General features: G+C 71.2%; 22 protein-coding genes. 5 read left to right on the top strand and 17 right to left on the bottom strand.

Features of this window, described 5'->3' with window-relative positions; all coding sequences use genetic code 11:
- Positions 1-2,265 carry a (Fe-S)-binding protein gene (locus tag FFT21_RS01780; RefSeq protein ID WP_137811915.1) on the bottom strand — a complete coding sequence of 755 codons (2,265 nt, stop codon included), beginning with the start codon at positions 2,263-2,265 and terminating at the stop codon, positions 1-3.
- Between the two features lie 1,089 nt (positions 2,266-3,354).
- Here FFT21_RS01780 and FFT21_RS01775 point away from each other — a divergent pair.
- Together FFT21_RS01775 and ggt are read left to right on the top strand one after the other, a co-directional pair.
- Positions 3,355-3,870 carry a phosphate-starvation-inducible PsiE family protein gene (locus FFT21_RS01775; protein WP_137811914.1) on the top strand — a complete coding sequence of 172 codons (516 nt, stop codon included), beginning with the start codon at positions 3,355-3,357 and terminating at the stop codon, positions 3,868-3,870.
- A 116-nt stretch (positions 3,871-3,986) separates the two neighbouring features.
- Positions 3,987-5,810 (top strand): gamma-glutamyltransferase, encoded by a 1,824-nt coding sequence (gene ggt / locus FFT21_RS01770; RefSeq protein WP_137811913.1) that lies wholly within the window; start codon positions 3,987-3,989, stop codon positions 5,808-5,810.
- Between the two features lie 42 nt (positions 5,811-5,852).
- Here the strand turns inward: ggt and FFT21_RS01765 are convergent, their stop codons facing one another.
- Positions 5,853-7,286, bottom strand: coding sequence for a hypothetical protein (locus FFT21_RS01765; protein WP_137811912.1), 1,434 nt, complete (start codon positions 7,284-7,286; stop codon positions 5,853-5,855).
- Positions 7,287-7,506: 220 nt separating this feature from the next.
- A complete protein-coding gene (locus FFT21_RS01760) occupies positions 7,507-7,695 on the bottom strand; it encodes a hypothetical protein (protein ID WP_137811911.1) in 189 nt (62 codons plus the stop codon).
- Between the two features lie 421 nt (positions 7,696-8,116).
- Between FFT21_RS01760 and FFT21_RS01755 the strand changes: the two genes are divergently transcribed.
- A complete protein-coding gene (locus FFT21_RS01755) occupies positions 8,117-8,647 on the top strand; it encodes an O-acetyl-ADP-ribose deacetylase (protein WP_137811910.1) in 531 nt (176 codons plus the stop codon).
- A gap of 346 nt (positions 8,648-8,993) precedes the next feature.
- On the opposite strand, the gene FFT21_RS01750 is transcribed toward FFT21_RS01755, so the two are convergent.
- The 9 genes from FFT21_RS01750 to FFT21_RS01715 form a co-directional block, all read right to left on the bottom strand.
- On the bottom strand, positions 8,994-9,269 hold the full coding sequence (locus tag FFT21_RS01750; RefSeq protein ID WP_137811909.1) for a hypothetical protein: 276 nt from the start codon (positions 9,267-9,269) through the stop codon (positions 8,994-8,996).
- Between the two features lie 313 nt (positions 9,270-9,582).
- Positions 9,583-10,263 (bottom strand): hypothetical protein, encoded by a 681-nt coding sequence (locus FFT21_RS01745; protein WP_137811908.1) that lies wholly within the window; start codon positions 10,261-10,263, stop codon positions 9,583-9,585.
- A gap of 72 nt (positions 10,264-10,335) precedes the next feature.
- On the bottom strand, positions 10,336-11,667 hold the full coding sequence (locus FFT21_RS01740; RefSeq protein ID WP_137811907.1) for a hypothetical protein: 1,332 nt from the start codon (positions 11,665-11,667) through the stop codon (positions 10,336-10,338).
- 86 nt (positions 11,668-11,753) lie between these two features.
- Positions 11,754-11,939 carry a hypothetical protein gene (locus tag FFT21_RS01735; RefSeq protein ID WP_137811906.1) on the bottom strand — a complete coding sequence of 62 codons (186 nt, stop codon included), beginning with the start codon at positions 11,937-11,939 and terminating at the stop codon, positions 11,754-11,756.
- Between the two features lie 32 nt (positions 11,940-11,971).
- Entirely contained in the window at positions 11,972-12,196 is a 225-nt protein-coding gene (locus tag FFT21_RS01730; protein WP_137811905.1) for a hypothetical protein, read from the bottom strand.
- 301 nt (positions 12,197-12,497) lie between these two features.
- Positions 12,498-13,826, bottom strand: a complete 1,329-nt coding sequence (locus FFT21_RS01725; protein ID WP_137811904.1) for a hypothetical protein — start codon at positions 13,824-13,826, stop codon at positions 12,498-12,500.
- 82 nt (positions 13,827-13,908) lie between these two features.
- The gene (locus FFT21_RS28715) at positions 13,909-14,079 is read right to left on the bottom strand and encodes a hypothetical protein (RefSeq protein WP_153816526.1); all 171 of its coding nucleotides are present in this window, start codon (positions 14,077-14,079) and stop codon (positions 13,909-13,911) included.
- A gap of 96 nt (positions 14,080-14,175) precedes the next feature.
- Positions 14,176-14,364, bottom strand: a complete 189-nt coding sequence (locus tag FFT21_RS01720; RefSeq protein ID WP_137811903.1) for a hypothetical protein — start codon at positions 14,362-14,364, stop codon at positions 14,176-14,178.
- Positions 14,365-14,724: 360 nt separating this feature from the next.
- Positions 14,725-14,949 (bottom strand): hypothetical protein, encoded by a 225-nt coding sequence (locus FFT21_RS01715; RefSeq protein ID WP_137811902.1) that lies wholly within the window; start codon positions 14,947-14,949, stop codon positions 14,725-14,727.
- Between the two features lie 699 nt (positions 14,950-15,648).
- Between FFT21_RS01715 and FFT21_RS01710 the strand changes: the two genes are divergently transcribed.
- A complete protein-coding gene (locus FFT21_RS01710) occupies positions 15,649-16,350 on the top strand; it encodes an AfsR/SARP family transcriptional regulator (RefSeq protein ID WP_192909337.1) in 702 nt (233 codons plus the stop codon).
- 86 nt (positions 16,351-16,436) lie between these two features.
- On the opposite strand, the gene FFT21_RS01705 is transcribed toward FFT21_RS01710, so the two are convergent.
- The 5 genes from FFT21_RS01705 to crtI form a co-directional block, all read right to left on the bottom strand.
- Positions 16,437-16,862, bottom strand: coding sequence for a MarR family winged helix-turn-helix transcriptional regulator (locus FFT21_RS01705; protein ID WP_137811984.1), 426 nt, complete (start codon positions 16,860-16,862; stop codon positions 16,437-16,439).
- Between the two features lie 180 nt (positions 16,863-17,042).
- Entirely contained in the window at positions 17,043-17,711 is a 669-nt protein-coding gene (locus FFT21_RS01700; protein ID WP_137811900.1) for a VC0807 family protein, read from the bottom strand.
- Positions 17,712-18,051: 340 nt separating this feature from the next.
- Positions 18,052-18,462 carry a PPOX class F420-dependent oxidoreductase gene (locus FFT21_RS01695; protein WP_137811899.1) on the bottom strand — a complete coding sequence of 137 codons (411 nt, stop codon included), beginning with the start codon at positions 18,460-18,462 and terminating at the stop codon, positions 18,052-18,054.
- Positions 18,463-18,485: 23 nt separating this feature from the next.
- Entirely contained in the window at positions 18,486-19,430 is a 945-nt protein-coding gene (locus FFT21_RS01690; RefSeq protein WP_137811898.1) for a phytoene/squalene synthase family protein, read from the bottom strand.
- A complete protein-coding gene (gene crtI, locus FFT21_RS01685) occupies positions 19,427-20,935 on the bottom strand; it encodes a phytoene desaturase family protein (RefSeq protein ID WP_137811897.1) in 1,509 nt (502 codons plus the stop codon). The genes FFT21_RS01690 and crtI overlap by 4 nt, the downstream gene beginning before the upstream one ends.
- 604 nt (positions 20,936-21,539) lie before the next feature.
- Here crtI and FFT21_RS01680 point away from each other — a divergent pair.
- The gene (locus FFT21_RS01680) at positions 21,540-23,261 is read left to right on the top strand and encodes a coiled-coil domain-containing protein (RefSeq protein ID WP_137811896.1); all 1,722 of its coding nucleotides are present in this window, start codon (positions 21,540-21,542) and stop codon (positions 23,259-23,261) included.
- Positions 23,262-23,265: the final 4 nt, after the last annotated feature.

The following is a 23,265-nucleotide window of genomic DNA, read 5'->3' as shown; positions in this document are numbered from 1 at the left end:
TCAGCCGGCGGGCCGGTGCTCCGGCTCGGGAACGGACTCACCGGCCGACGCCGCGGCGCCGTTCCGCGAACCGTTCACCGCACCGCCCCGCTTCACCGACTCCAGCAGCAACTGCGACACGTCGCGGACCGTGACGTTCGTACCCTGCTGCTCGCTCTGCCGCTGCACCAACCCGTCGCTGATCATCACCCGGCAGAACGGGCAACCCGTGGCGACGGTGCTCGCCTCGGTGGCGATCGCCTCGTCCACCCGCTCCAGGTTGATCCGCTTGCCGATCTGCTCCTCCATCCACATCCGGGCGCCGCCGGCGCCGCAGCACAGCGAGCGGTCCGCATGCCGGGGCATCTCGGTGAGGGTGGCGCCGGCCGCGCCGACCAGCTCCCGCGGCGGCTCGTAGACCTTGTTGTGCCGGCCCAGGTAGCACGGGTCGTGGTAGGTCACCGACGGCCCACCGCCGTCCGCCGGCTTCACCGGGGTCAGCCGGCCCTCGCGCACCAGCCGGTTCAGCAACTGGGTGTGGTGCACCACCTCGTACTCGCCGCCGAGCTGGGGGTACTCCCGTCCGAGGGTGTTCATGCAGTGCGGGCAGGTGGTGACGATCTTCCGCCGCATCGGCTCCCGGCCCTCGAAGACGCTGTTCAGCAGCTCGGCGGTCTGCTGGGCCATCATCTGGAACAGGAACTCGTTACCGGAGCGGCGGGCCGGGTCGCCGGTGCAGGTCTCCTCGGTGCCCAGCACCAGGTACTTGACCCCGGCGATGTGCAGCAGCTCCGCCGTGGCCTGCACGGTCTTCTTCGCGTTGTCGTCGAACGCGCCGGCGCACCCGACCCAGTACAGGTACTCCACGTCCTCGGGCAGTTCGCCCTCGAAGACGGGCACCTCGAAGTCCAGGTCCTTGGTCCAGTCCAGTCGGTTGGACTGGTTCTGCCCCCACGGGTTGCCCTTGTTCTCCAGGTTGCGGAACAGGGTGCCCAGCTCGGTGGGGAACGCCGACTCGATCATCACCTGGTAGCGGCGCATGTCGACGATGTGGTCCACGTGCTCGATGTCCACCGGGCACTGCTCGACGCACGCGCCGCAGGTGGTGCAGGACCACAGCACGTCCGGGTCGATCACCCCACCCTCCTCGGCGGTGCCGACCAGCGGGCGGGTCGCCTGCTCCGGGCCGGACCCGGTGATCCGGCCGAACCCGGACTCCGGCACCCCGTGCCGCTCGCCGTGCGGCACGTTCTCCGCCGAACCGTTCGCCGGGACTTCCTGGCCGCCGATGAGGTACGGCGCCTTGGCGAACAGGTGGTCCCGCAGGTCCATGATCACCAGCTTCGGCGACAGCGGCTTGCCGGTGTTCCACGCCGGGCACTGGCTCTGGCAGCGGCCGCACTCGGTGCAGGTGGCGAAGTCGAGGTAGCCCTTCCAGGTGAAGTCCTCGATCTTGCCGCGCCCGAAGACGTCGTCCTCGCTCGGGTCCTCGAAGTCGATCGGCTTGCCGTGTGACTCCATCGGCAGCAACGGTCCGAGTCCGTCCGGCAGCCGCTTGGTCGCCACGTTCAGCGGCGCCACGAAGATGTGCAGGTGCTTGGAGTGCACCACGAACACCAGGAAGCCCATGATCACGCCGACGTTGGCCAGCACGAACACCGTCTCGATCATCGAGTTGGCGGTCATGCCCAGCGGCGCCAGCGCGTGCGCCACCAGCCAGGACGCGAACGGCCACGCGCTGTGGCCGAACGGGAAGTGCCCGGTGTTGAACTGCGCGCCCCGGTAGAGCAGCAGTGTGATCATCACGCTGGCGATCAGCGCCAACACCAGCCACGCCGGCCCGGTGTGCGAGCCGTAGAACCGGGAGTCCCGCTGCCGGCGTTCCGGCGCGTTGCGCACCCGGATGATGCTGAACGCGACCAGCGAGACCAGCACCGCCACGGTCAACAGGTCCTCGAGGAAGCCCAGCCAGCGGGCGTGCCCGAACCACCAGAACGCGAAGTCCCGGTCGAAGAGCGCACCCCACGCCTCGACGACCGTGAACATCAGGATCACGAAGCCCCAGAAGGTGAAGAAGTGCGCCAGGCCGGGCACCGACCAGCGCAGCAGCCGGCGCTGGCCGAACACCTCGCGTAGCTGCGCGGCCACCCGCGAGCCCAGCGCGTCGAGCCTGCCGCTCGCCGGCTGACCCGAGCGGATCAACCGGAACAGCCACCAGGCCCGCCGGCCGGCGATGCCGAACCCGGCGGCGGTGAACAGCAGACCCAGGACCAAACGAACTAGCACGAGCCCTCCACGTGGTGTGACGGCGTACCCTCCGGCCGGCTCGGCTGCCAGGATTCGGGTGAGCCTGTGTAGTACCGGCACGCCGCCGACGCGTACCGCATCTTCAGTATCTGCCGGTACCTTCGGTACAACCCGGCAGTTCGTGGCCGCCTGGTGCGCAGCCCCAGCCGGTCGTAGGTCTGTGGACGCATCCCCGCCTCGTACTGTTCGGTCGCCCATCCGAGATGCGCCCGCCGGACGGCGAGCCCGTGTCGCATCGGACAGCGATTGGTCTGTGACCCCAGCGCTTCCCGGCAGAACCGGTGCAGTATTTGGAGTTCGGGTATGCCTCCCCTGCGGGCGCTCGTGACGCCGATCACATATTCGACGACCCCGTAGCCGGGATGGTCCGGCTCGACTGTCAGAAGTACCGGAAGTTCACAGTAGAAACAAGGATGGCTGAATCGGTTCTGGAATCCCCGCCGGCCGGATTGCGAAACCGCCCGGCGCGGGGCCGCATCCGAACCGGCTCGGCCGGCTTCTCGGACCTCTGCCCGGTGCCACCTCATCGGCGAGCCTCCGTCCTGCTGCCCACATGCCCGGTGTGAGCGACGCCACGCTGCCGGCAGACTAGTGACTGATCTTGCTCGCGCGCCAGCCCCGGCGCGGGCCGTACCGCCACGTCACGGGCATGTCACGGGTTGGGCGGCGGTCAGCGGCCGACAGGTGACCGGCTTGTGCCCGGGCACCGGCCGCGCCGGGCGCGCGGCGGATGCGGCCAGGCCGTCGGGGTAACGGCGGATGCCGTACGCCTCACCGACCGGTCGGTCTGGGCGATCCCGATGGTGCCTGGTAACCGTGGTGGCGGGTCTGCCGAGGAATTGTTTCGGTCGGGACCGTCGGTCGCCCCGCTGAGATTGCCGCGCCCTCGCCTCGATGATGAACCCGGTGCCGGGGGACACAACGATTTGCTGGCGAAATGGATGCGAGGCGTTTTCACCGCGCGGACCGCACGCCGACCTCCGGGACGGGGCCGGATCCATCCGATCGGGTCGGCGGCATGCCGCGCTGTCGCATGTGGACGTTGGTACGTTCGCGCCGGGAGGTGGGATGGGCACGTCCACGCCGGAGTCGGTCCCGCGCCCGGTCGGCCGGGGCGGCGGCCGGGCGCTGCGGGTACTCGCCGGACTGGAGCGGCTGGCGCTCTACCTGGTGGCGGTGCTGTTCCTCGTCGCGGCGCTCGGCGTGCTGGCCACCACCCTGGTCGACGTGGTGCGGGCGCAGGGCCCGTGGTGGGTGCGGCTGGCCGACCTGTTCGAGGGCCTACTGCTCGGCGTGATCATCCTGGAGATCTACTCCAGCGTGCTGATCGCCATCACCCGTGGCCGGTTCAGCGTCGAACCGTTCCTCATCATCGGGATCGTCGCCGCGCTGCGGCACATCCTCTCGATCGGCGTGCAGGTCGCCCTCGGACCGGGCAGCGAGGTGGAGAGCCAGCACCAGTTGCTGGACGTGGGCACGAACGTGGCGATCATCTTCGTGCTGGTCGCCGCGCTCGCCCTGGTGCGCTGGTCGAGCCGGTGGTCCGAGGACGAGGCGGTGACACCGGGCGCGGCTACCGAATGATCGGTAACCTCGGCCGGGAACCTCGAACCAGCCTCGGGTGGAGTGCCGAGGTGCGGCCCGGTTCGGCGGGGGTGGCCGCGCGGAGTGCGCGTCCGACGACACGGAGTGGAGGTTCGATGGGTGTGCGGAGGGCCCTGATCGCCTCGGTGTGCGCGGCGTGCACCGTCGCGCTGCTGCCCTCCTCGGCGGTGACCGCGCCGGCCGCGCCGAACCCGCCGGCGAAGAGCCCGGTCGCGGTCGGCTACGGGGGAGCGGTGTCCAGCGTGAACCCGTACGCCACCCAGGCCGGCATCGACGTGCTGCGCCGCGGCGGCACCGCCGCCGACGCGGCGGTCGCCACGGCCGCCGCGCTGGGCGTGGTGGAGCCCTACTCGGCGGGCATCGGTGGCGGCGGGTACTTCGTCTACTACGACGCGCGCACCCGCCGGGTGCAGACCATCGACGGCCGGGAGACCGCGCCCGCGGCCATGCGCGCCGACTCCTTCGTCAACCCGGCCACCGGCAGGCCGTTGGCCTTCGCCGACGCGGTCAACTCCGGGCTGTCCGTCGGTGTGCCCGGCACCCCGGCGACCTGGGCGGAGGCGCTGCGCCGCTGGGGCACGCTGCCGCTGGGGGAGGCGCTGCGCCCGGCAACCCGGATCGCCGAAGAGGGCTTCGTCGTCAACGACAACTTCCGCGCCCAGACCGCGATGAACGAGAAGCGGTTCCGGGACGTCACGTCCACCGCCGAACTGTTCCTGCCCGGCGGGCGACTGCCGGTGGTCGGCTCCCGGTTCCGCAACCCGGACCTCGCCGCCACCTACCGGCAGCTCGCCCATGACGGCGTGGACGCCCTCTACCACGGTGACCTGGGCCGGGACATCGCGCGGACCGTGCAGCACCCCCCGGTCGCGCCGAACTCCGACCGGGTGTTCCGCCCCGGCCTGATGCAGCCCGCCGACCTGGCCCGTTACACGACCATCGACCGGCAGCCCACCCGCAGCACCTACCACGGCCTGGACGTCTACGGCATGGCGCCGTCGTCCTCCGGCGGCACTACGGTGGGCGAGGCGCTGAACATCCTGGACAACTTCCACCTGTCCGCGGGCGACCGGGTCCAGGCGCTGCACCACTACCTGGAGGCCACTCGGATCGCCTTCGCCGACCGCAACCGCTGGGTGGGCGACCCGGCCTACGCCGACGTGCCCACCGCCGGGTTGCTCGCGCCCGAGTTCGGCAAGGACCGCGCCTGCCTGATCAGCCCCACCGCCACGCTGACCAGCCCGGTCGCCCCGGGCGACCCGAACCACCCCGACCCCGGCTGCGCCGCCGGGCAGGGCGCCCCGCAGCCCCACGAGGGCACCTCCACCACCCACCTGGTCGCCACCGATCGCTGGGGCAATGTCGCGTCGTACACGCTCACCATCGAGCAGACCGGCGGATCCGCGATCACCGTCCCGCACCGCGGCTTCCTGCTCAACAACGAGCTGACCGACTTCGACTTCGCCCCGCCCGCATCGGGCGCGCCGGACCCGAACCTGCCGGCCGGCGGCAAGCGGCCGCGCAGCAGCATCTCGCCGACCATCGTCCTCCGCGACGGCCGGCCGTTCCTGGCCGTCGGCTCGCCTGGCGGCGCGACCATCATCACCACCGTGGTGCAGACCCTGGTCAACCGGCTCGACCTGGGCATGAGCCTGCCGGACGCGATCGCCGCGCCGCGCGCCTCGCAACGCAACAGCGCGGTCACCGAGGCCGAGCCGGCGTTCCTCAACTCGCCGGAGCGGCCCGCGCTGGAGCGACTCGGCCAGCGGTTCGTGCTCGCCCCGTCGACGTTCACCCCGTCCCCGGAGATCGGCGCCGCCGCCGGCCTGGAGTTCAACGGCGGCGGACGGATCGAGGCGGCCGCCGAACCCACCCGCCGCGGCGGCGGCTCCGCGATGGTGGTCCTGCCGTCCGGCTGAACCGGGGCGTATCGCAGCCGGCCGCGCACATCGCACCGGTGGTCAGCCCGGCGACCGCGCGTGGCGCGACCGCTCGGCCGGGACACCGGCCCGGGCCGGTTCGGCGGGCACACCGGCCTGCGACCCCACCACGCCGGAACGACCGGGCGCGCTCCGGCGGCGCCGGGTGCGCCGCGCCAGTGCGGGGATGGCCCGCCAGAGGGACTGGACGAGCAGTGCCCCCATGCCCACCCAGGGCACGACCAGCAGGGCCAGCGAGAACACGGCGAGCACGGTCTCGGCGATCTCCCGGTGCAGGAACGCCTGCGCCGCCATGTCGGCGTACCGCAGGGCGCCGTTCCACGCGGTCGCCGCGTAGCTGGGCAGTTGCACCACCATCAGGACGAGTCCGCCGAACAGCAGCGGAACCACCACCAGCACCCAGGCCGTCACGACCCGGCGGGCGCCGGGACGCAGGTCGATCGCGTGGCGCCCGGAGCGCGGCCGGCGTCGCCCCGGCAGGATGCTGCGCAGGATGGGTCGCACGTGGCCGAACAGGTTCGGCACGCCGACCAGGTCGGCCAGGATGTAGTAGCCGTCCATCCGCACCAGCGGGGGCAGCTGCTGGATGATTTCGGCGTGCCCGAGCACAGCCGCGACCAGCAGCGGCGGGTATCCGGTGGCGAGGTAGGCGACGCCGAGGACGACGATAAACACCGCGTTGAAGTAGACCCCGCCGAGGTCGGTGCGGAGCCGGCCGGCCCGGTTCAGCCGGTAGGCGTCGGTGACGTTGGTGTAGAAGCACGGGAAGAACAGGTACAACCCCGCTCCGATGGCACCGGGACGCGCGCCGCCGTAGTGGCAGGCGGAGGCATGCCCGAACTCGTGGAAGAACACCGAGGCGAGCGCGAGACCGGTCATCGCCAGCAGGAAGGCGGGGTCGACCAGGGTCTGCCGGATCGCGGCGTCGGCGTGCCCGGAGGTGAACATCCAGCAGTCCAGGGTGACCAGTGCGGCGAGGAAGGCCACGACCACGGCGGGCATGTGCAGCGGCGCGAGCGTGCGACCGATCACCCGGACGACCTTCGCCGGGATGACCCAGTGCCGCACGTGCAGTGCCAGCAGCGGGTTCGCCTTCGGTGGTGCGCTGGCGGTGTCGCCGAGCATGGCCAGGCCAAGCGGTGCCAGCTTCTCCTCGACCAGGAACCGCACCCCGTCCGCGCCGAGCCGCATTCCGGACTCGGCGCTGACCAACTCGGCCACCTGGCGCAGGTCACGGTGCCCGTCGACATGCCGGAGCACCAGGTAGGGGATCGCGGGGAGAAGCAGGGTCTGCTGGTCCGACCGGCTGACGAGGTACCGGGCATCCTGGTAGCCGGAGCCCTGGTATTCGCCCAGCAATTCGACGCCCTCGGCCAGGCGGGGTCGCTCCCGTTCGGATCGTTCCGGGGCGGCGAGCCGATCGGCGATGTTCACGGACGGAACGTCAAGCGCCATGATTCTCTCCTCGACGAGGCACGGTCCGGATTCTTTTCGCGCCGCGACTTGCGCGGGTTCCCATGCACCGGCCTGTCGTGCCGCTGGATGTCTTGTCGTTACTCGCTGGGCAGCGGACGTCGAAAACAATGAGGGTGCTTCGCCTGCTCGCGGCCACCCGCCTGCGGACGGCGAGGCGCCGTCCGCAGGCGAGGATACGGGAGTTCCCTTGGCGATTACGTCAGTTCTGCACCAGAGCCTGAACGTTGTTGGTAGCCGCGGTCGTCCCGGCGGCCAGCACGCCAACCGCGATGGCCGGCGAAACGTTCACCTGAACACCGATCGGGATGTTGATAAAGCCCACCAGGGCCTCACGGCTCGGCAGCAGCTCGATCTCCATGGCGTGCAGGTCAGCGAAAGTGACGTCCATGGTACGAACCTCCATGATTCGGAACTGTTGGGAATCTGGTTTCGTTCGAGCGTTTTGCTCGAACGTGCGCTATCCGACCAGGTCTCGCGTCACCCGTTCGTCTCCTTAGCTGTACGTCACTGTGGACCACTCGATCGGTGCCAGGCGCACGATTGGGGCGCCCCGGAAGAGGCATATCGTCACCGTCGCCGTACAGAGCAGGTCGCGGGCGCGAAGATCGAATCACCGTGTAGGGTTTCCTGAAGTGGTATCAGCCGGGTGGTCTGATATTGCCCCGACCGCGCCACGACGATTCGGCGGAAGGAGCTCGGAGTACCCGATCGGGGGTGGTGTTGACGGCGACGCGGATGGGCTTGGATCTTTTCCGGTATTCGGATGGCGCCGCGCCCGCGAGGTCGCGCCGAGCGTCGAGGGGAGCGCGATGATCACCATTGTGCAGGGAGACATCACGGCGCAACACGTGGACGCCGTGGTGAACGCGGCGAACTCCTCGCTGATGGGCGGCGGTGGCGTGGACGGTGCCATCCACCACCGCGGCGGCCCCGCGATCCTGCGGGAATGCCGTGAGCTGCGCGCCTCCCGCTACGGCTCCGGACTGCCCACCGGCCAGGCGGTGGCCACCACCGCCGGTGACCTGCCGGCACGCTGGGTCATCCACACCGTCGGCCCGGTGTACGCGAAGACGCGGGACCGGTCACACCAACTGGCCTCCTGCTTCCGTGAGTCCCTGCGGGTGGCGGACGAACTGGGCGCCAAGACCGTGGCCTTCCCGGCGATTTCCACCGGCGTCTACCGGTGGCCGATGGCCGATGCCGCGCGAATCGCGGTGACCACCGTGCGGGACTGCCCGACCGAGGTGCGGGAGATCCGGTTCGTGCTCTACGACGAGCCCGCCTACCGCGCCTTCCACGAGGCGGCACGCGCGGCTGGCGTGGACCGGCCGGAACGCTGAGCCGCTGCGCCGGACTCCGCAGCCGTTCGGTCGGGCGCCATACCGACGTCATACCATGCCGAGCGGCCGCACCGAAAAAAAGGGAAGTGCTTCCCTCCAGCCGCAAAGGGACCCGGCAGAGGCCCGCCGGCGGCAGGAAAAAGGGAAGCACTTCCCGGGCGAAGAAGGCGGCACATGTGTCGGACGCGGTTCGCCACGTCGGTTCCGTGATGCTGACCGGTAGGGGCCGCGCCACTGCTTCAGGGCATCGTTACCAGCGGGGCTGGCGTATCCCCGCGCACAGAAGAACTACTCATTCGGTGCGCACGAAACGTCGGCGCTCAGGGACGCCGACCATTCCGGATGGTCAGCCGAGGCAGAAGCCGGCGAAACACGCCGGTGCGCCCGCGGCCGGCGAGGCGGCCGGTGCGCGAAACTTCAGAGAAAGAGCGGGAACGCCCAGCGCGGGCGCCGCGGGAAGCTTAACCGAGAACGCGGGTGCCGGGGCGGTCGGCAGTGTCACGGCAGGAACCAGGTTCGGAACCGCTGGCGACGCCTCGGCGACCGTCGCACCCAGCACCGGCAGCGCGGTGGCCGCCAACACGACAAGGCCGGTCCGCTTCACCGTACGCTTCAGATTCATGATCTTTCCTTTCCCCGTCCTCATGGCTTGCGCCTGGTCGGACCGAAGACTTCCAACTGAGCCATCACGCTGCCGTCAATCCGCACATAGCTGCGTGAGCCGGGTAGATAACCGGTGCCGGTTCGGTCGCCGGAATCGCCGGCGTGCCCTTCGATGGGCACGCCGGCGTTCCCGGCAGGCTCAGTGCCTGTTCTGCGAACGCGCGCCGCGATCGCGTCGCCGGGGTCGGCGGTGGAGGGCACCTCGTGGGGGCTTCGCCTCGGGCGCGTTCCGAGGCTCGTCAAGACAGGTCCTCCGGTTCCCGAACAGGCTGTCAGCGGTGGTCCACCACCCGGCGCACCACCACGCCCGGCGCCGACCCGCCGCTCCGGGCGGCGCTGCGTGGCCACTCGACGCCCGGCGACAGCACGTCGCTCAGCTCCCGGGCGATCGCGTCGGCCCGCGCGATGATCACCGGGGTCGGCTCGGTCGACCTGCTCAGCGCGGCCGCCCGGTCCCGCAGCTGGGCCAGCCGGGCACGGCTGCGCGGGGCGAGCTGGACCGGGCCGTTGCTGGCCACGGTGAACTGGTAGGCGATCGCGGTCGTGTCGCAGGACACGCAGTTGCGGCTGTCGGTCCGGGCAACCTCTTCCGGAGCCACCCGGTCGCGGATGTCGCTGGCCAGCAGGATCTGCCAGGCCATCGCGATGGTCCTGGCGCCGCGGCCGACGGAGATCGCGACGGCGGCGTTGCGTGCCACGGCCTCCGCCCCGGTGACGGACTCGATGTCCCAGCCGAACCGGCTCATCGACTGCCCGGCGACGGTGGCGTTGACCGCCACCACGATGTTGCTGGGCTCGTCGGCCAGGGCGGGCGGGGCGAAACCGACCAGGACGGCGGCGGGAATGGCGAGGATCGCGGCGGCCCGGTACATCCACCGGGGACGGGACGGTCCGGCGCTGCCACGCCGGCGGATACGCGTCGGGAAGGGCCGGGGCGTGCTGGAGGTGGGCACGGTGCGCTCCTTACGGTCGCGTCCAGATGATCACGGCGCACCGGTGGGGCGGGGAGCTGGCGCGGGCGGCCGTCAGGCGGTCGCCGGCTCGGTGACCTGACCGCGACGCCGGGTGACGGCCCTGGTGGCCCGCTTGAGGATGCGGGCGAGGAGGAGGCCGAGGCCGATCCAGGGCAGCCACAGCATGGTCGTGGCGAAGGTGTAGAGCAGGACGGTGGCGATGTGGCCGTGGGTGAACGCCTGCTCGATGACGGCCCATCGCGTGGCGGTGGCCTGCCAGGCGATGCCGATGTAGGTGGGCGCGCGCAGCACCATGAGGGTGAGGCCGCCGGCGAGGAAGGGGATCACCAGCAGCACCCAGGCGGTGACCACCCGCCGCGCGAACGGCCGGAGGTTGACCTGGGGCCGGGGATGGGTCCGCCGGCCGCGCGGCAGGAGACCCTGCACGATGGGGCCGATGAGGGCGAACAGGTTCGGCACGCCGACCAGGTCGGCGACGATGTAGTAGCCGTCCATGCGCAGCGTGGGCATGAGCTGCTGGATGATCTGGCCGTGCACGAGGATGGCCCCCGCGAGCAGCGGCGCGTAGCCGCTGGCGAGGTAGCCGCAGCCGAGGCCGACGATGAAGACGGCGTTGAAGTAGATCCCGCCGAGGTCGGTGCGCAGCCGGCCGGCGCGGTTCAGCCGGTACGCGTCCGTGACGTTGGTGTAGAAGCACGGATACACGACGTAGATCCCGAAGCCGATGGCGCCGGGCCGCGCACCGCCGTAGTGGCAACCCGAGGCGTGCCCCCACTCGTGGAAGAGAGTTCCGACCAGCATGAGCCCGATGGTCAGCAGCATGTACCCCGGGTCGGCCACGGTCTGCCGGATCGCGCCGTCGGCATGCCCCGAGGTGAACATCCAGCAGTCCAGGGTCAGCAGCGCCGCGAGCACGGCGATCACGATCGGTGGGAGGTGCAGCGGGGCGAAGATCCGCGCGATCACCCGGACGAGCCGCGCCGGCAGCAGCACGCCCCGGGCGGCCAGGGACAGCAGCGGATCGGCGACCGGCACCTTGTCGATCGTCGCGTGCAGCGCGGCCAGCCCGAGCGGTTCCAGCTTCTCCTCGATGAGATAGCGCACGCCGTCGGCGGTGACCGGCTCGCCGTGCCGGGCGCTGACCAGCTCGGCGATTTCGGTGAGGTCGCGCCGACCGTCGATCCGGGAGAGCAGGTCGTACAGCAGCGGGGTGAGCAGCACGGCCTGTTCGTCGGGTCGGTACGCGAGGAAGCGTGGCTCCCGGTAGGCGGAGCCCTGGTACTCGCCGAGGAGTTGCACCCCGTCGACAAGCCGGGGTACGTCGCTGCCGGAACGATCGAGGGGGATTGCCGCGTGCTTCGGTGACGGGACGCCGGCTGCCATGGGGGATCTCCTTGCGAAAAGGGGGCGTACAGGGGAGCGGGGTCTCGTGGGGAGAGAGCGCCGCCTCCCCACGAGACCCCGGTTGATCACATGTGCATAGTCGTGCCTTGGACGGCGTTGACGACGCCGTCCAGCAGGGCAAGCACGAACTGGATCGGCAAGGCGAGGATCGTGTCCACGTGCACGTTGACCGGGATGGAGATGCCTGGGGCTTCCCGGGCAGGAAGTGCTTCGCCGTGCTCGTTCGCGAGCGCCGTCAGGTGGTCGACCATCACACGACTCCTTTCTCCGGCCGACGGCCGGATCAGAGGTGGACGTTGAGGGTGACCATCTGCACGGCGGTGACGTGCTCGGCGCTGGCGCCGGTGTCGCTACCGCCGGTGGTGATGCTCTGCATCGGGCTGATGGTCGGGCTGACGTCCTGGGTGACGGTGTTGCTGCTGCCGCTGCCGCTGATCGTCGCCAGCGCCACCCGGTGCGGGAGCAGCTCAATCTCCTGCGCCTCCAGCACGGAGAACGTGCGATCCATGGGAACCTCCCGTTGTTTCCGTTTGTTGCGGGGTGCCCGGTGATCCGGACCGCGGAAATACATCAGTGCCCTCGTGACAGGCGCGTCACGGGGCGCGTACGTTCGGCTCCCTTTCGGCTGGTCGCGGCGTCACCGTTCGGGTGCGTAGCGACCGGAACGCGGCAGGTCGCGGGGCTGTTGATGGATCGAGCGCCACCCATGGCGATTTCGCCGGTCCGGTGGCCACCCGACCGGCGGCCTCGGCCTCGGAGACGGCTGGCCGGGAACGTGCGACGCGGCCGCGTCGCGGATGACCGGGACGTCAGCGGCGACGGTTGACGGCGCGGATGCCCGCCCGCACCGCTCGCTGCAGCACCCGGGCCAGCAGGAAGCCGAGGCCCACCCACGGCAGCCACAGCATGAGCGTGGCGAACGTGTCGATCAAAATCGTGGCGACCTGGCCATGGGTGAACGCCTGCTCGACGGCGGTCCACCGCTCGGCGGTGGACCGCCAGGCGATGCCGATGTAGGTGGGGGCGCGGAGGAGCATGACGGCGAGACCGCCGGCGAGAAACGGGATCACCAGCAGCACCCAGGCGATGACCACCCGCCGCGCGAACGGTCGAAGGTTGATCTCCGCGCGCCACGCGTGCCGCCCGCCTCGGCGGCCTCGCCGGGCCAGGCCGGCCACGATGGGACCGATGAGGCCGAACAGGTTCGGCACGCCGACCAGGTCGGCGACGATGTAGTAGCCGTCCATGCGCAGCGTCGGCATGAGCTGCTGGATGATCTGGCCGTGCACGAGCACGGCCGCGGCGAGCAGCGGCGCGTAGCCGCTGGTCAGGTAGGCGCAGCCGAGCACCACGATGAAGACGGCGTTGAAGTAGATCCCACCGAGGTCGGTGCGCAGCCGGCCGGCGCGGTTCAGCCGGTACGCGTCGGTGACGTTGGTGTAGAACACCGGGAACACCACGTAGAGCCCGACGCCGATGGCGCCGGGTCGGGCGCCGCCGTAGTGGCAGCCGGCCGCGTGCCCGCACTCGTGGAACAGGGTGGACACCAGCAGCAGACCGACGCCGACCAGCATGGCCGCCGGATCGCCGACGGTTGTCCGGATCGCGGCGTCCGCCTGGCCGGAGGTGAACATCCACAGGTCCAGGGCGAGCAACGTCCCCAGCGTGGCGGCGACCACGGCCGGCAGGTGCAGCGGTGCGAACAGCCGGGCGATGGTTCGGACCATCCGGGCCGGGAACAGGACTCCGCGGGCGGACAGCGACAGCAACGGGTCGGCGGTCGGCACCTGCTCGACCGGCGCGCCGAGTACGGCCAGGCCGAGCGGTTCCAGCTTCTGCTCGACGAGGTAGCGGACCCCGTCCGGGCCGATCGCCCGGTCGTGGTCCGCGCTGACCCGCTCGGCGACCGACGCGAGGCTGTGCCGGCCGTCCAGGTGGGTGAGAACCCGGTACAGCAGCGGGGTGAGCAGCACGGCCTGCCCGTCAGGGCGGTAGACGAGGAAGCGCGGCTCCTCGTAGGCCGCCCCCCGGTATTCGCCCAGCAGCTGCAGGCCGTCCACCCGGCGGGGGTTTTCCGAATCGCAGGAACCGGCGATAACGGTTTCCTCGTCGCGCTTCGGTCGGATGCCGCTGGTCATGGCGATCTCCTCGTTCGATGACGGCCGGAACAGCAGGGAGTCTCGTGGGGACGAAACGGCCGTCCCCACGAGACTCCGCTTTTCAGCGAATGATTCCCACGGCGTTCTGGCAGGCCAGCGCGGCGGAACCGAGCACCGCGATGGCGAGGTTGACCGGCACCACAATGTTGACGTTGACCAGCCCGCCGAGCGCCTCGCGGGACGGCAGAAACTCCACGTGCTCCCGCTCGAGCACCGTCATGTCTTCGACCATGACTTCGGGATCCTTTCCATGTCATTGGGTGGTGGTCATCCGTGGGCGACGGCCGCCGCCCACGGATGACCACGGGCACTGCCGTGATGGCTTTTGTTAGCGGACGGTGATGATCTGGACGGCGGTGGCCACCGAACCGAACAGGGCGGTCGCCCGGTTCGACGCGACCACGGTGTCGATGTCGGTGAACCTGAATCCGCCCCAGCCGCCCCAGCCGCCGAGAGCCTCACGGTTCGGCAGCAGCTCAACGTTCTGGACCTCCAGGTCCGCGAATGTGAGCTCCATAGGGAACCTCCGTATGTCTCGTTCCTTCTTCCGGATCTCTTGACCCGGACGGCGGACATACGACCAACAGGTTCGTCACTGGCTCGTCACACGATAGAGAGGTGACGTGCGCCATTCGAGTGATTGCAGCTACGCCCGGTCGAGTGACTTATGCGCGGAAGTGTGCAGGTCGCGGGCTATTTCGGGCGAAGGCGCCAGAGAAGAATGTACCGGATCTCCCGGTATCGGCGCGTTGCCGGAGGCATCGCCGGAGGACGGGCGGTGCGGTTGGGGAACGGTCGTGCGGAGGGGAACGGTCGTGCGGAGGGGGCGGTGGCCGCCCGCGGGCGATCGGCCCGCGAGCGGCCACATCACGCCGGGTCAGCCGTGGATGGTCAGGGTCTGCAGCTGGACGGCGGTGACGTGCTCGGCGCCCGCGCCGGTGTCGGAACCACCCAGGGTGATCGTCTGCGCCGGGCTCAGGGCCGGAGCGAACGTCTGGCTGACGGAGTTGTTGCTGCCGGTGCCGCTGATCGTGGCCAGCGCCACCCGGCGCGGCAGCAGCTCGATCTCCTGCGCCTCCAGCACGGCGAAGGTGCGATCCATGGGAACCTCCCGTTGTTCCGTTCTTCGTATCTGTCCGGTGATCCGGACCTGCGGAAATACAGCAGTGGTCGCGTCACCAGCACGTCACGACCCGCGCACGTTCCCTCCCTCTTTCGGCTGGCCACAGCGTCACCGCTCGGGTGCGTCGCGAGCGGAACACGGCAGGTCGGAAGGCTTTTCACGGATCGATCGCGGTCGACGACGCGATTCGCCGGTCCGGTGGCCACCCGGCCGGATGCTTTACCCGATGATCGGCGAGGTGTGGCGCATCGCCACGCCGTTTCCGCTCCGTCCCAGAAGCGCGGAATACGATCTCGCCCCGCGACCGCGGCTCACCCAGGCACTGAGCCGCAATGATCACAATGGCCGTCAGCGCGCGTGGAGCACCGGCCACGAGTGTTGCCGGCCCGACCGATAAGGTGATCAGCGCGGTGACGATACGCCGCGGATTTTTCACCGAGCGTCAATGCGCGCGGAAGACAGCGCCGCCCATTGATGTGATCTTCACTCAATGCGGTGTTTCATCTGCGTGTTTGCCAGCTCCGCTTATGCTGCCTACGTGGGCACAGGCGGCGAAGCCAACGAGGGGGAAATGCCCGCTGACGCCCCGGGGGGAAGGGGACCGGCATGGAGGCGACGTCGAGCCGACGGAAAGCAGAACCGGATCGCTCGAAGGTCAATTCCGACGGAACGCACCTGGTGTTGCTGGGCCGATGGGACCTGCGCCAAAACGGGCGCAGCATCGAGGTGCCGCCCGGCTGCCAGCGGCTGCTCGCGCTGCTGGCCCTGCGCGGCCGGCAGTTGCGCCGCCTGGTGGCCAGCACGCTGTGGCCGGAGACGTCGGACAGCCACGCGCTGGGATCCCTGCGCTCGCTGCTCTGGCGGTGGGGCGACGACGCCTCGCTGCTGCTCGACGACACCCGCGGCCAGCTGGCACTGCGCGAGGGCGTCACCGTCGACGTGCACCACATGGTCTCGATCATGGAGGACCTGCTCAAGGCGGACGGCAGCGAGAACGGCCACCTGCACTGGTCGCACGACATCAGCGAGCTGGCGCACACCGGCGACCTGCTGCCCGGCTGGTACGACGACTGGGTGCTGTTCGAGCGGGAGCGGCTGCGGCAGATGCGGTTGCACTCGCTGGAGAAGCTCGCCGGCCACATGGCCAGCCAGGGGCAGCACGCCGAGGCGGTCGAGGCGGCGCTGGCCGCGGTCGCGGCCGACCCGCTCCGGGAGAGCGCGCACCGCACCGTGGTCGAGGTGCATCTCGCCGAGGGCAACGTCAGCGAGGCGCTCCGCGCCTTCGAACGGTGCCGGCAACTGATGTCCGAGGAGCTCGGTATCGAGCCGTCAGCACAGATGCAGGGCCTGATCGCACCATTCGAGCATCTGCTGCGCTGACCATGCGCCGCCCGTGCGGGTTCCAGACCGCGGTCGTGTCGCCGCGGCTCGGAGGCGGCGCGGCACGTCCGGTCCGGAATGGACTGTCAGGTGCCGTCCGGGGATGCCTCGATGACCACCGCGAGCAGCCGCTTGAACATCGCGCGTTCCTCGGCGGACAGCGCGGCAAGCAGCCGGCGCTGGGTGCGCTGCGCGAACGGCAGGGTCGCCGCATGCGCCTGCACCCCGGCGTCGGTCAGCCGCAACACGTTGCGCCGCGCGTCGAACTCGTCGCGGGTGCGTTCCAGCAGCCCGCGGCGAACCAGCCGGGCCACCAGGTCCGCGGTGGTCGACTTGTCCAGCGCGATGCGCTCGCCGAGCGTGCGCTGATCGATGCCGGGCTGCGCGCGTACCTCGTTGAGCACGCTGAACTGCAACGAGGTTAGCTCGGTGCCGACCTCCTCGGTCCATACGGCGGTATGCGCCTGCATCGCGCGCCGGATGAGATGACCCACGGCGTTGTGGATCCGCATGGTGCTCAAGGTCCACCTCCCGTCGGCCCTTCTCCGCCGCCGCAGGGCCGAACGGCGTTAACCTACGCCGTTTCGAGCACTTCGTGCGGGCGCAGGTGGTCGTCTGGTCGTTGGTCCGCTCGGCCGCCGGAGGCGTACGCGACGGGAGACCGCGAAGCGTTCATGGCCCGCCTCGCCGTTTCAGGTTCCGGCCGTGGCGATCGCGGGCGGCGGACCGAGACGCAGGTGGATGTTGTGGTCGCGCAGCGCGCGCCGGAACCACCACAGCGAGCCGAACGCCGCGACGGCCACCACCGTCCACGAGCCTGCCGTGCTGACCACCAGGAAGTTCCCCAGCGTTTCCCGGGCCAGCATCCACAGCGTGGCGGCGCCGTTCGTGGTGAACACCAGCGCCCACAGCAGCGACACGCGGCGGAAGAACCGCTGCACGTGCGGATGCCCGCTGAACGATGTCGGAAATGCGCAGAAGTCGTCGGCCAGCTTGGCGATGAACGGCCGCTCGAACGCGGCGGTGGCCAGCAACACGAAGGCGATCAGAAAATTCTGCAGCGTCGGCTGCAGGAAGTAGAGGAAGACGCTACCGGTGTAGAGACTGACCAGGGTGCGTGCGACCAGCAGCAGCGTGGTCAGCAGCAGCACCGCGGGCACCGGCTTGCGCAGCACGACGCGGAATCCCAGTGCGGCGAACGACCAGCCCAGCGCGGCGAACAGCGCGCCGTCCAGCCCGGCCGTGGTCAGCACCGCGTAGAACAGCACCAGCGGGACGAGGGTCGCCTCGAGCAGGTGCTTGCCGGCCTGGCGGATCAGCACGCGGGGTGCCGGAAGGTGGACCATCAACGGCTGGGCCATGCGCCTGGAGATCCCTTTCGCGTCGGGCCGGCAGGGATTGGTAACGCTCGTCACAATACGCTATCCGGGGTCGTGTCAATCTAGCGTGTGGTCACCCGCTCGATGGTGTCGGCACACCGGAATGGCGAATGCATCGCCACCCTGAGTAGATGAGGAATGCCGCCACTACCGATTTGGTCGTCGAGGGTAACTCGATTGTCGGGGTGCGCTCGGTCGACGCCCGCGGTTGGTGGTGGGGTGCCGCGCCGAGCGAGCCGGGCGCGATCCTACGCGCCCGGACGACCGTGCCGGAGGGGGGTCGGCCATCCCGCCGCGGCGGGAGGAACGCGCTGGTCGGCGGTCATCCGCTGCGGTCAGGTCCGGCGCGGCGCGGCCGCACCCGCAGCAGTACGCGCCGCTCGCTCTCCATCGCGTCCCGGTACTCCGCCCAGTCGCGGTGCTCGCCGGAGATCCGCCGGTAGTAGTCCACCAGCCCGTCCATCGCCTCGGGCAACGGCACGATCTCCGCCTCGCCGTCCACCTGCAGCCACCGGCCGAAGAAGCCGTCCGGCAGCACGCACAGCCACACCCGGGGGTCCCGCCGCACGTTGCGCACCTTGTACGCGGTCTCCCGGGTGCTGACCAGGATGTCCCCGGCATCGTCGACCGTGGCCAGCACGGGGGACATCTGCGGGGTGCCGTCGGCTCGCATGGTGGCCAGCACCGCTCGGTGCTGGGTGCGGATGACCTCCCGCGCCGCGTCCAGATCCATGGGCCGATGATGCCCCCCATGCCTCACCGGCGCAGCAACCGACATGCCCGGGTGAGCGCGGTGCGGGCCACCGCCGGGCCAGCCACGGCGAGCCGGCGCCGCCGGGCCACCACGGCCCGGCGGCCGAGCACGTCGTAGTCCGCGGCCACGATGGCGTCCAGGATGCCGCCGTAGAGCGTGTACGCGGTGGCCACGCACGGCCGGGACGCCGGGTCGAGCATGCCGATCCCGGGCCGCGCGCGCCGGTACACCGCACGGGTGCGGGCCACCAGGTGGGCCAGCGCCCTGCGCACCCTGGCGTCGGTGCGCCCGGTGCGGCGGCACCAGAGCAGCAGGTCCCGGTCCACGCCGAACGCGGCCAGCTCGTCGGCGGGCAGGTACAGCCGGCCGCGGTCCAGGTCCTCGCCGACGTCGCGGACGAAGTTGGTGAGCTGGAACGCCTCGCCCAGCGCGGCGGCGTGCGGCTCCGCGTGCTCTCTCGGCACCACCGTGCCCAGCACCGGCAGCACCTGCAGCCCGATCACCTCGGCGGAGCCGTGCACGTACTCGGACAGCGCCGCATAGTCCGGGTACGCCGTGGTGTCCAGGTCCATCCGCATCGAGCGCAGGAACGCGGCGAAGTGCCGGTGCGGGATGCGGTACCGGGCGGCGGTGTCCACCACGGCGGCGACCACCGGGTGCGTGCTGCTGCCCCGGGCGAGGCCGGCCCGCAGCAGCCGGTCCAGGTGGTCCAGCTCGGCGGCGCGGCCGGCGGTGTCGGCGCCGGGCTGCACGGCGTCCACGATCTCGTCCGCCCACCGGGCGAACCCGTACAGTGCGTGCACCGCCGGTCGCCGCGCCGGGGTGAGCAGCCGGGTGGCCAGGAAATAGGTGCGCCCGTACGCGGCGTGCAGCCGCCGGCAGTGCCGGTAGGCGGCGCGCAGCCAGGGCTCCCGGATGCCGGCGGCGTCCAGTTCGGCCGCGCTCACCGGATCGCTCCGGCGTTCGCTCGCGCGGCCACCGGCCCGGTGATCCGCTGGGCGGCCAGCCGGCCGGAGATCAGCACCGGTGGGATGCCCACGCCGGGCGTGGTGCCGCAGCCGGCGAGCACCGCGTTGCTTGTCCCGGCGACCAGGTTGGCCGGCCGGAACGGCCCGGTCTGCGCGAAGGTGTGCGCGGCGGAGAACGGGGTGCCGGCCGGGTGCCCGGCCGCGGCCCAGTCCGCCGGGGTGACCAGGTACTCGGCGTCGATGGCGGCACCGAGGCCGGGCAGGCTGCGGCGTTCCAGCGTGCGTACCAGCTCGTCGCGGTAGGCGGGGCCGAGCCGGGACCAGTCGATCGGGCCGGTGGCCAGGTTCGGCGCAGGGGCCAGCACGTAGTGCAGTTGCCTACCCACCGGGGCGAGCCCCGGTTCGGTCAGTGTGGGCGTGCTGACCAGCAGCGAAGGATCGGACATCAACCGCCCGTGCCGGGTGATCTCGGCGAAGGTGCGCCGCCACGCCGTGCCGAAGGAGATGGTGTGGTGGGCCAGGTCCGGCCAGGACCCGGTGCTCCCGGTGTGCAGCACCACCGCGGAGGGCGACCAGCGCACCGGAAACGGCCGCCGAGGCCGCCCGCCCAGCAGCCGGTACGCGGCCGGCAGGTCCGGGGTGAGCACCACCGCGTCGCAGGGCAGCCGGTCCCCGTCCGCGGTGCGCACCGCGATGATCCGGTCGCCGCGGCGTTCCAGCGCCGTCGCCGTGCGGCCGTAGCGGATCTCGGCGCCGGCGCCGGTCGCCGCTGCGGCCAGTGCCCGGGGCAGCGCGTGCATGCCGCCGCGCGGGAAGTACACCCCGGCCACGGTGTCCATGTAGGCGATCACGGCGTACGCGGCCAGTGCGCGGTGCGGCGCGAGGCCGGCGTAGAGGGACTGGAAGGTGAACACCCGGCGCAGCCGGGGATCCCGCAGGAACCGGCCGACCGCGGCGTCCAGCCGGCCGAAGCCGCCGAGCGCGACGAGCCGGGCCAGCCGCGGGGTGAGCAGGTCCAGCGGCGAGTCGAAGTTGGCGCCGATGAAGGTGTCCGCCTGCACCCGGTACAGCCGGGTGAGCCAGGCGCGCAGCCGGCGGTAGCCGTCCTCCTCGCGCGGCCCGGCCAGCCGGCGCACCTCCGCCGCCATCGCCTCCGGGTCGGTGTGCACGTCTAGCGTGCTGCCGTCGGCGAACCGGGCCCGGTACGCGGGGTGCAGCGGGACGAGGTCGAGGTGCTCGCCCAGGGTGGCGCCGACCGCGGCCAGGGCATCCTCGACCAGCTCGGGCATGGTCAGCACGGTCGGCCCGGTGTCGATCCGGTAGCCGCCCAGCGTCAGCCGCCCGCATCGGCCGCCCGGCTCGGCGGCGCGCTCCAGCACGGTCACCCGCCGCCCGGCGCCGAGCAGGTGCAGCGTGGCGGACAGGCCGGCGAGGCCCGCACCCACGACGACCACATGGTCGGTCGGACCGGGCACCGTGCGCACGGCGGCCCTCCTCGAAGTGCTTCCTCGGGTACTTGTCCTCCCCGCCGCGCCCGCGCGGAAGGCGGGTCAACCCTAGAAGCCGTGGCCGGCCGGCCCAGCGGCCGGAGCCGCTTTCCGTGTCCCCGGCCACTCGGCCACCGCATCGGCCGGACCACCCGCTCTCGGTCGCGGGGCCGCCACGACCGTCCACACCGGACCCCCGTGGTAGGGGGTGGGCGGCCGGGGCCCGGCGTGTCGATCGGCGACACGCCAACGATCACCCGATCGGGTAATTGAACACGCTGGGTTACTGCATTCTTGTCGGAAAATGGCCGGAAAGTGGACGGACCGGGCGGTTGGGTGACACCTCATCCCCCGGTCATTGGTGCGGATACAACCCTGGGGCGACGCGGTCCTGTCCCGGCGGGGCGTCGTGACCAGGAGTTCATCCGTTCGTGGCCGACGAGTGAGGAACGGGCGGTAATCGTGCGCTATGACTGCGCAGAGTGATCGTCCAAATGACCGTTTCATCATGGAGCGGTCCGTCGTTAGCTGGTGTAGAACGGAAACCGGTAGTGCTCCGTAGATCTGGCTACGCATTTCGGGTGTGAGGCGGGGATGCGAGATGGCTTTCAGTGACGACGGCGACCTGCTTCCGCTGCGCGCCGGGTTCGACTCGGTCTGGCGCGGGTTTCACCGTGGCCAGGTCGAGGAGTTCCTCGGCCGGGTGGAGTCCGAGCTGCGGCTGGTGATCGCGGATCGGGACGAGGCGGTCTCCCAGGTGCGCGATGTCAGCGCGCAGCTGGAGGCGGCCCGCTCCGAGATCCACCAGCTCAAGGCGAAGGTCGACCGCCTGTGCACCGAGCCCATCACCGCGGAGACACTCGACGAGCGGCTACGCCGGCGGCTGGAACTGGCCGAGGCCGAGGCCGCGGAGATCACCGAGCGTGCCCAGGCCGCGGCCGAGTACAGCTGGGCCACCGCCGAGGAGGCCGCGGCGCGGCTGCGGTCGCAGTACGAGCGGCTGATCGCCGAGGCGGAGCGGCGCCACCAGGAGGCCACCAACGAGCACCGCGCCGCCATGGAGCGCACCCGCACCGAGGTCGACGCGATGACCAAGCAGGCCGAGCGCGAGCGTCACCGGTTGGACGCCGAGGCCGAGCGGCGCCGGCAGGAGATCCAGAAGGACTTCGAGATCGCCATGGCCGCCCGCCGTTCCGAGGCGCTGCGGGAAATGGCCGAGCGGGACAACGCCAGCCGTGCCGAGGCCGAGCGGCGGGTGCGCGAGGCGACCGAGGAGGCGGAGCGGCGCCTCGCCGAGGCCGCCGAGCAGGCCGAGGAGCGGGTGCGGGAAGGCACCGAGGAAGCGGAGCGGCTGGTCCGCGAGGCCACGGAGTACGCGGAACGCCGCGAGGCCGCCGCGGCGCAGCAGGCGGAGCACCTGGTCCTGCAGGCCACCGACGAGGCGGAACGCCTGGTCCGGGAGGCCAGCGACGAGGCGGAACGGCTGGTCCGCGAGGCCAACCGGCGCGCCGAGGAGCGCGAGCAGGTGGCCACCGACTACGCCGAACGCCGCGAGGCCGCCGCGGCGCAGGAGGCGGAGCGCATGGTCCGCGAGGCGACCGACGAGGCGGAACGGCTGGTCCGGGAGGCGGCCGAGGAGGCGGAGCGGCGCCTCGCCGAGGCCACCGAGCGGGCCGAGGAACGCGAACGGGCTGCCGTGGCGCAGGCCGAGCGGGTCACCCGCGAGGCCGACCAGTACGCCGAGCGGGTCACCCGGGAGGCCGACCAGCACGCCGAAGGTGTGGTCCACGACGCCGACGAGCACGCCGCGCGGGTCACTCGGGAGTCGAGCGAGCAGGCGGAGCGGCGGGTGCGCGAGGCGGCCGAGGAGGCGGAGCGGCGCCTCGCCGAGGCCACCGAGCGGGCCGAGGAACGCGAGCGGGCGGCCGCCGAGGAGGCCGACCGCCTGGTCCGGGAAGCGAACGAGGCGGCCGCCGAACGCGAGCGGGTCGCCGCCGAGCGGGCCGAGCGGCTGGTCGCCGAGGCCACCGAGCACGCCGACGACCTCGTCGACCGGGCCGCGCGCGAGGTGCGGTCGCTCAACGAACTGCGGCAGCGGATGATCGTGCAACTGCGGTCCGTGTCCGTGATCCTGCAGCATGCGGTGCCGCTGGTCGTTCCCGAGGACGGCGCCGAACTGCTGGGCTCGGCCAACCGTGACACCGAGCCGGTGCTCCCCGAGCACGCGGTGGTCGGTGCCATCTCGCGGAGCGGCGCACCCGACCCGCGGATGCCGGACGACCTGGCGCGGGCGCGGCAGACCGAGCCGAGTGGGGGAGCGTAGCCCC

The organism is Gandjariella thermophila (assembly GCF_005405885.1).
In the GTDB taxonomy this organism is placed as follows: domain Bacteria; phylum Actinomycetota; class Actinomycetes; order Mycobacteriales; family Pseudonocardiaceae; genus Gandjariella; species Gandjariella thermophila.
This window is presented reverse-complemented; position numbering and strand designations above follow the sequence as displayed.

Bases quoted from the DNA above. Each gene is read 5' to 3' on its own strand.
- FFT21_RS01775 (WP_137811914.1), top strand. From the start codon at position 3,355: ATGGGCACGTCCACGCCGGAGTCGGTCCCGCGCCCGGTCGGCCGGGGC.
- ggt (WP_137811913.1), top strand. From the start codon at position 3,987: ATGGGTGTGCGGAGGGCCCTGATCGCCTCGGTGTGCGCGGCGTGCACC.
- FFT21_RS01765 (WP_137811912.1), bottom strand. From the start codon at position 7,286: ATGGCGCTTGACGTTCCGTCCGTGAACATCGCCGATCGGCTCGCCGCC.
- FFT21_RS01760 (WP_137811911.1), bottom strand. From the start codon at position 7,695: ATGGACGTCACTTTCGCTGACCTGCACGCCATGGAGATCGAGCTGCTG.
- FFT21_RS01755 (WP_137811910.1), top strand. From the start codon at position 8,117: ATGATCACCATTGTGCAGGGAGACATCACGGCGCAACACGTGGACGCC.
- FFT21_RS01750 (WP_137811909.1), bottom strand. From the start codon at position 9,269: ATGAATCTGAAGCGTACGGTGAAGCGGACCGGCCTTGTCGTGTTGGCG.
- FFT21_RS01740 (WP_137811907.1), bottom strand. From the start codon at position 11,667: ATGGCAGCCGGCGTCCCGTCACCGAAGCACGCGGCAATCCCCCTCGAT.
- FFT21_RS01735 (WP_137811906.1), bottom strand. From the start codon at position 11,939: ATGGTCGACCACCTGACGGCGCTCGCGAACGAGCACGGCGAAGCACTT.
- FFT21_RS01730 (WP_137811905.1), bottom strand. From the start codon at position 12,196: ATGGATCGCACGTTCTCCGTGCTGGAGGCGCAGGAGATTGAGCTGCTC.
- FFT21_RS01725 (WP_137811904.1), bottom strand. From the start codon at position 13,826: ATGACCAGCGGCATCCGACCGAAGCGCGACGAGGAAACCGTTATCGCC.
- FFT21_RS28715 (WP_153816526.1), bottom strand. From the start codon at position 14,079: ATGGTCGAAGACATGACGGTGCTCGAGCGGGAGCACGTGGAGTTTCTG.
- FFT21_RS01720 (WP_137811903.1), bottom strand. From the start codon at position 14,364: ATGGAGCTCACATTCGCGGACCTGGAGGTCCAGAACGTTGAGCTGCTG.
- FFT21_RS01715 (WP_137811902.1), bottom strand. From the start codon at position 14,949: ATGGATCGCACCTTCGCCGTGCTGGAGGCGCAGGAGATCGAGCTGCTG.
- FFT21_RS01705 (WP_137811984.1), bottom strand. From the start codon at position 16,862: ATGCGGATCCACAACGCCGTGGGTCATCTCATCCGGCGCGCGATGCAG.
- FFT21_RS01700 (WP_137811900.1), bottom strand. From the start codon at position 17,711: ATGGCCCAGCCGTTGATGGTCCACCTTCCGGCACCCCGCGTGCTGATC.
- FFT21_RS01695 (WP_137811899.1), bottom strand. From the start codon at position 18,462: ATGGATCTGGACGCGGCGCGGGAGGTCATCCGCACCCAGCACCGAGCG.
- FFT21_RS01680 (WP_137811896.1), top strand. From the start codon at position 21,540: ATGGCTTTCAGTGACGACGGCGACCTGCTTCCGCTGCGCGCCGGGTTC.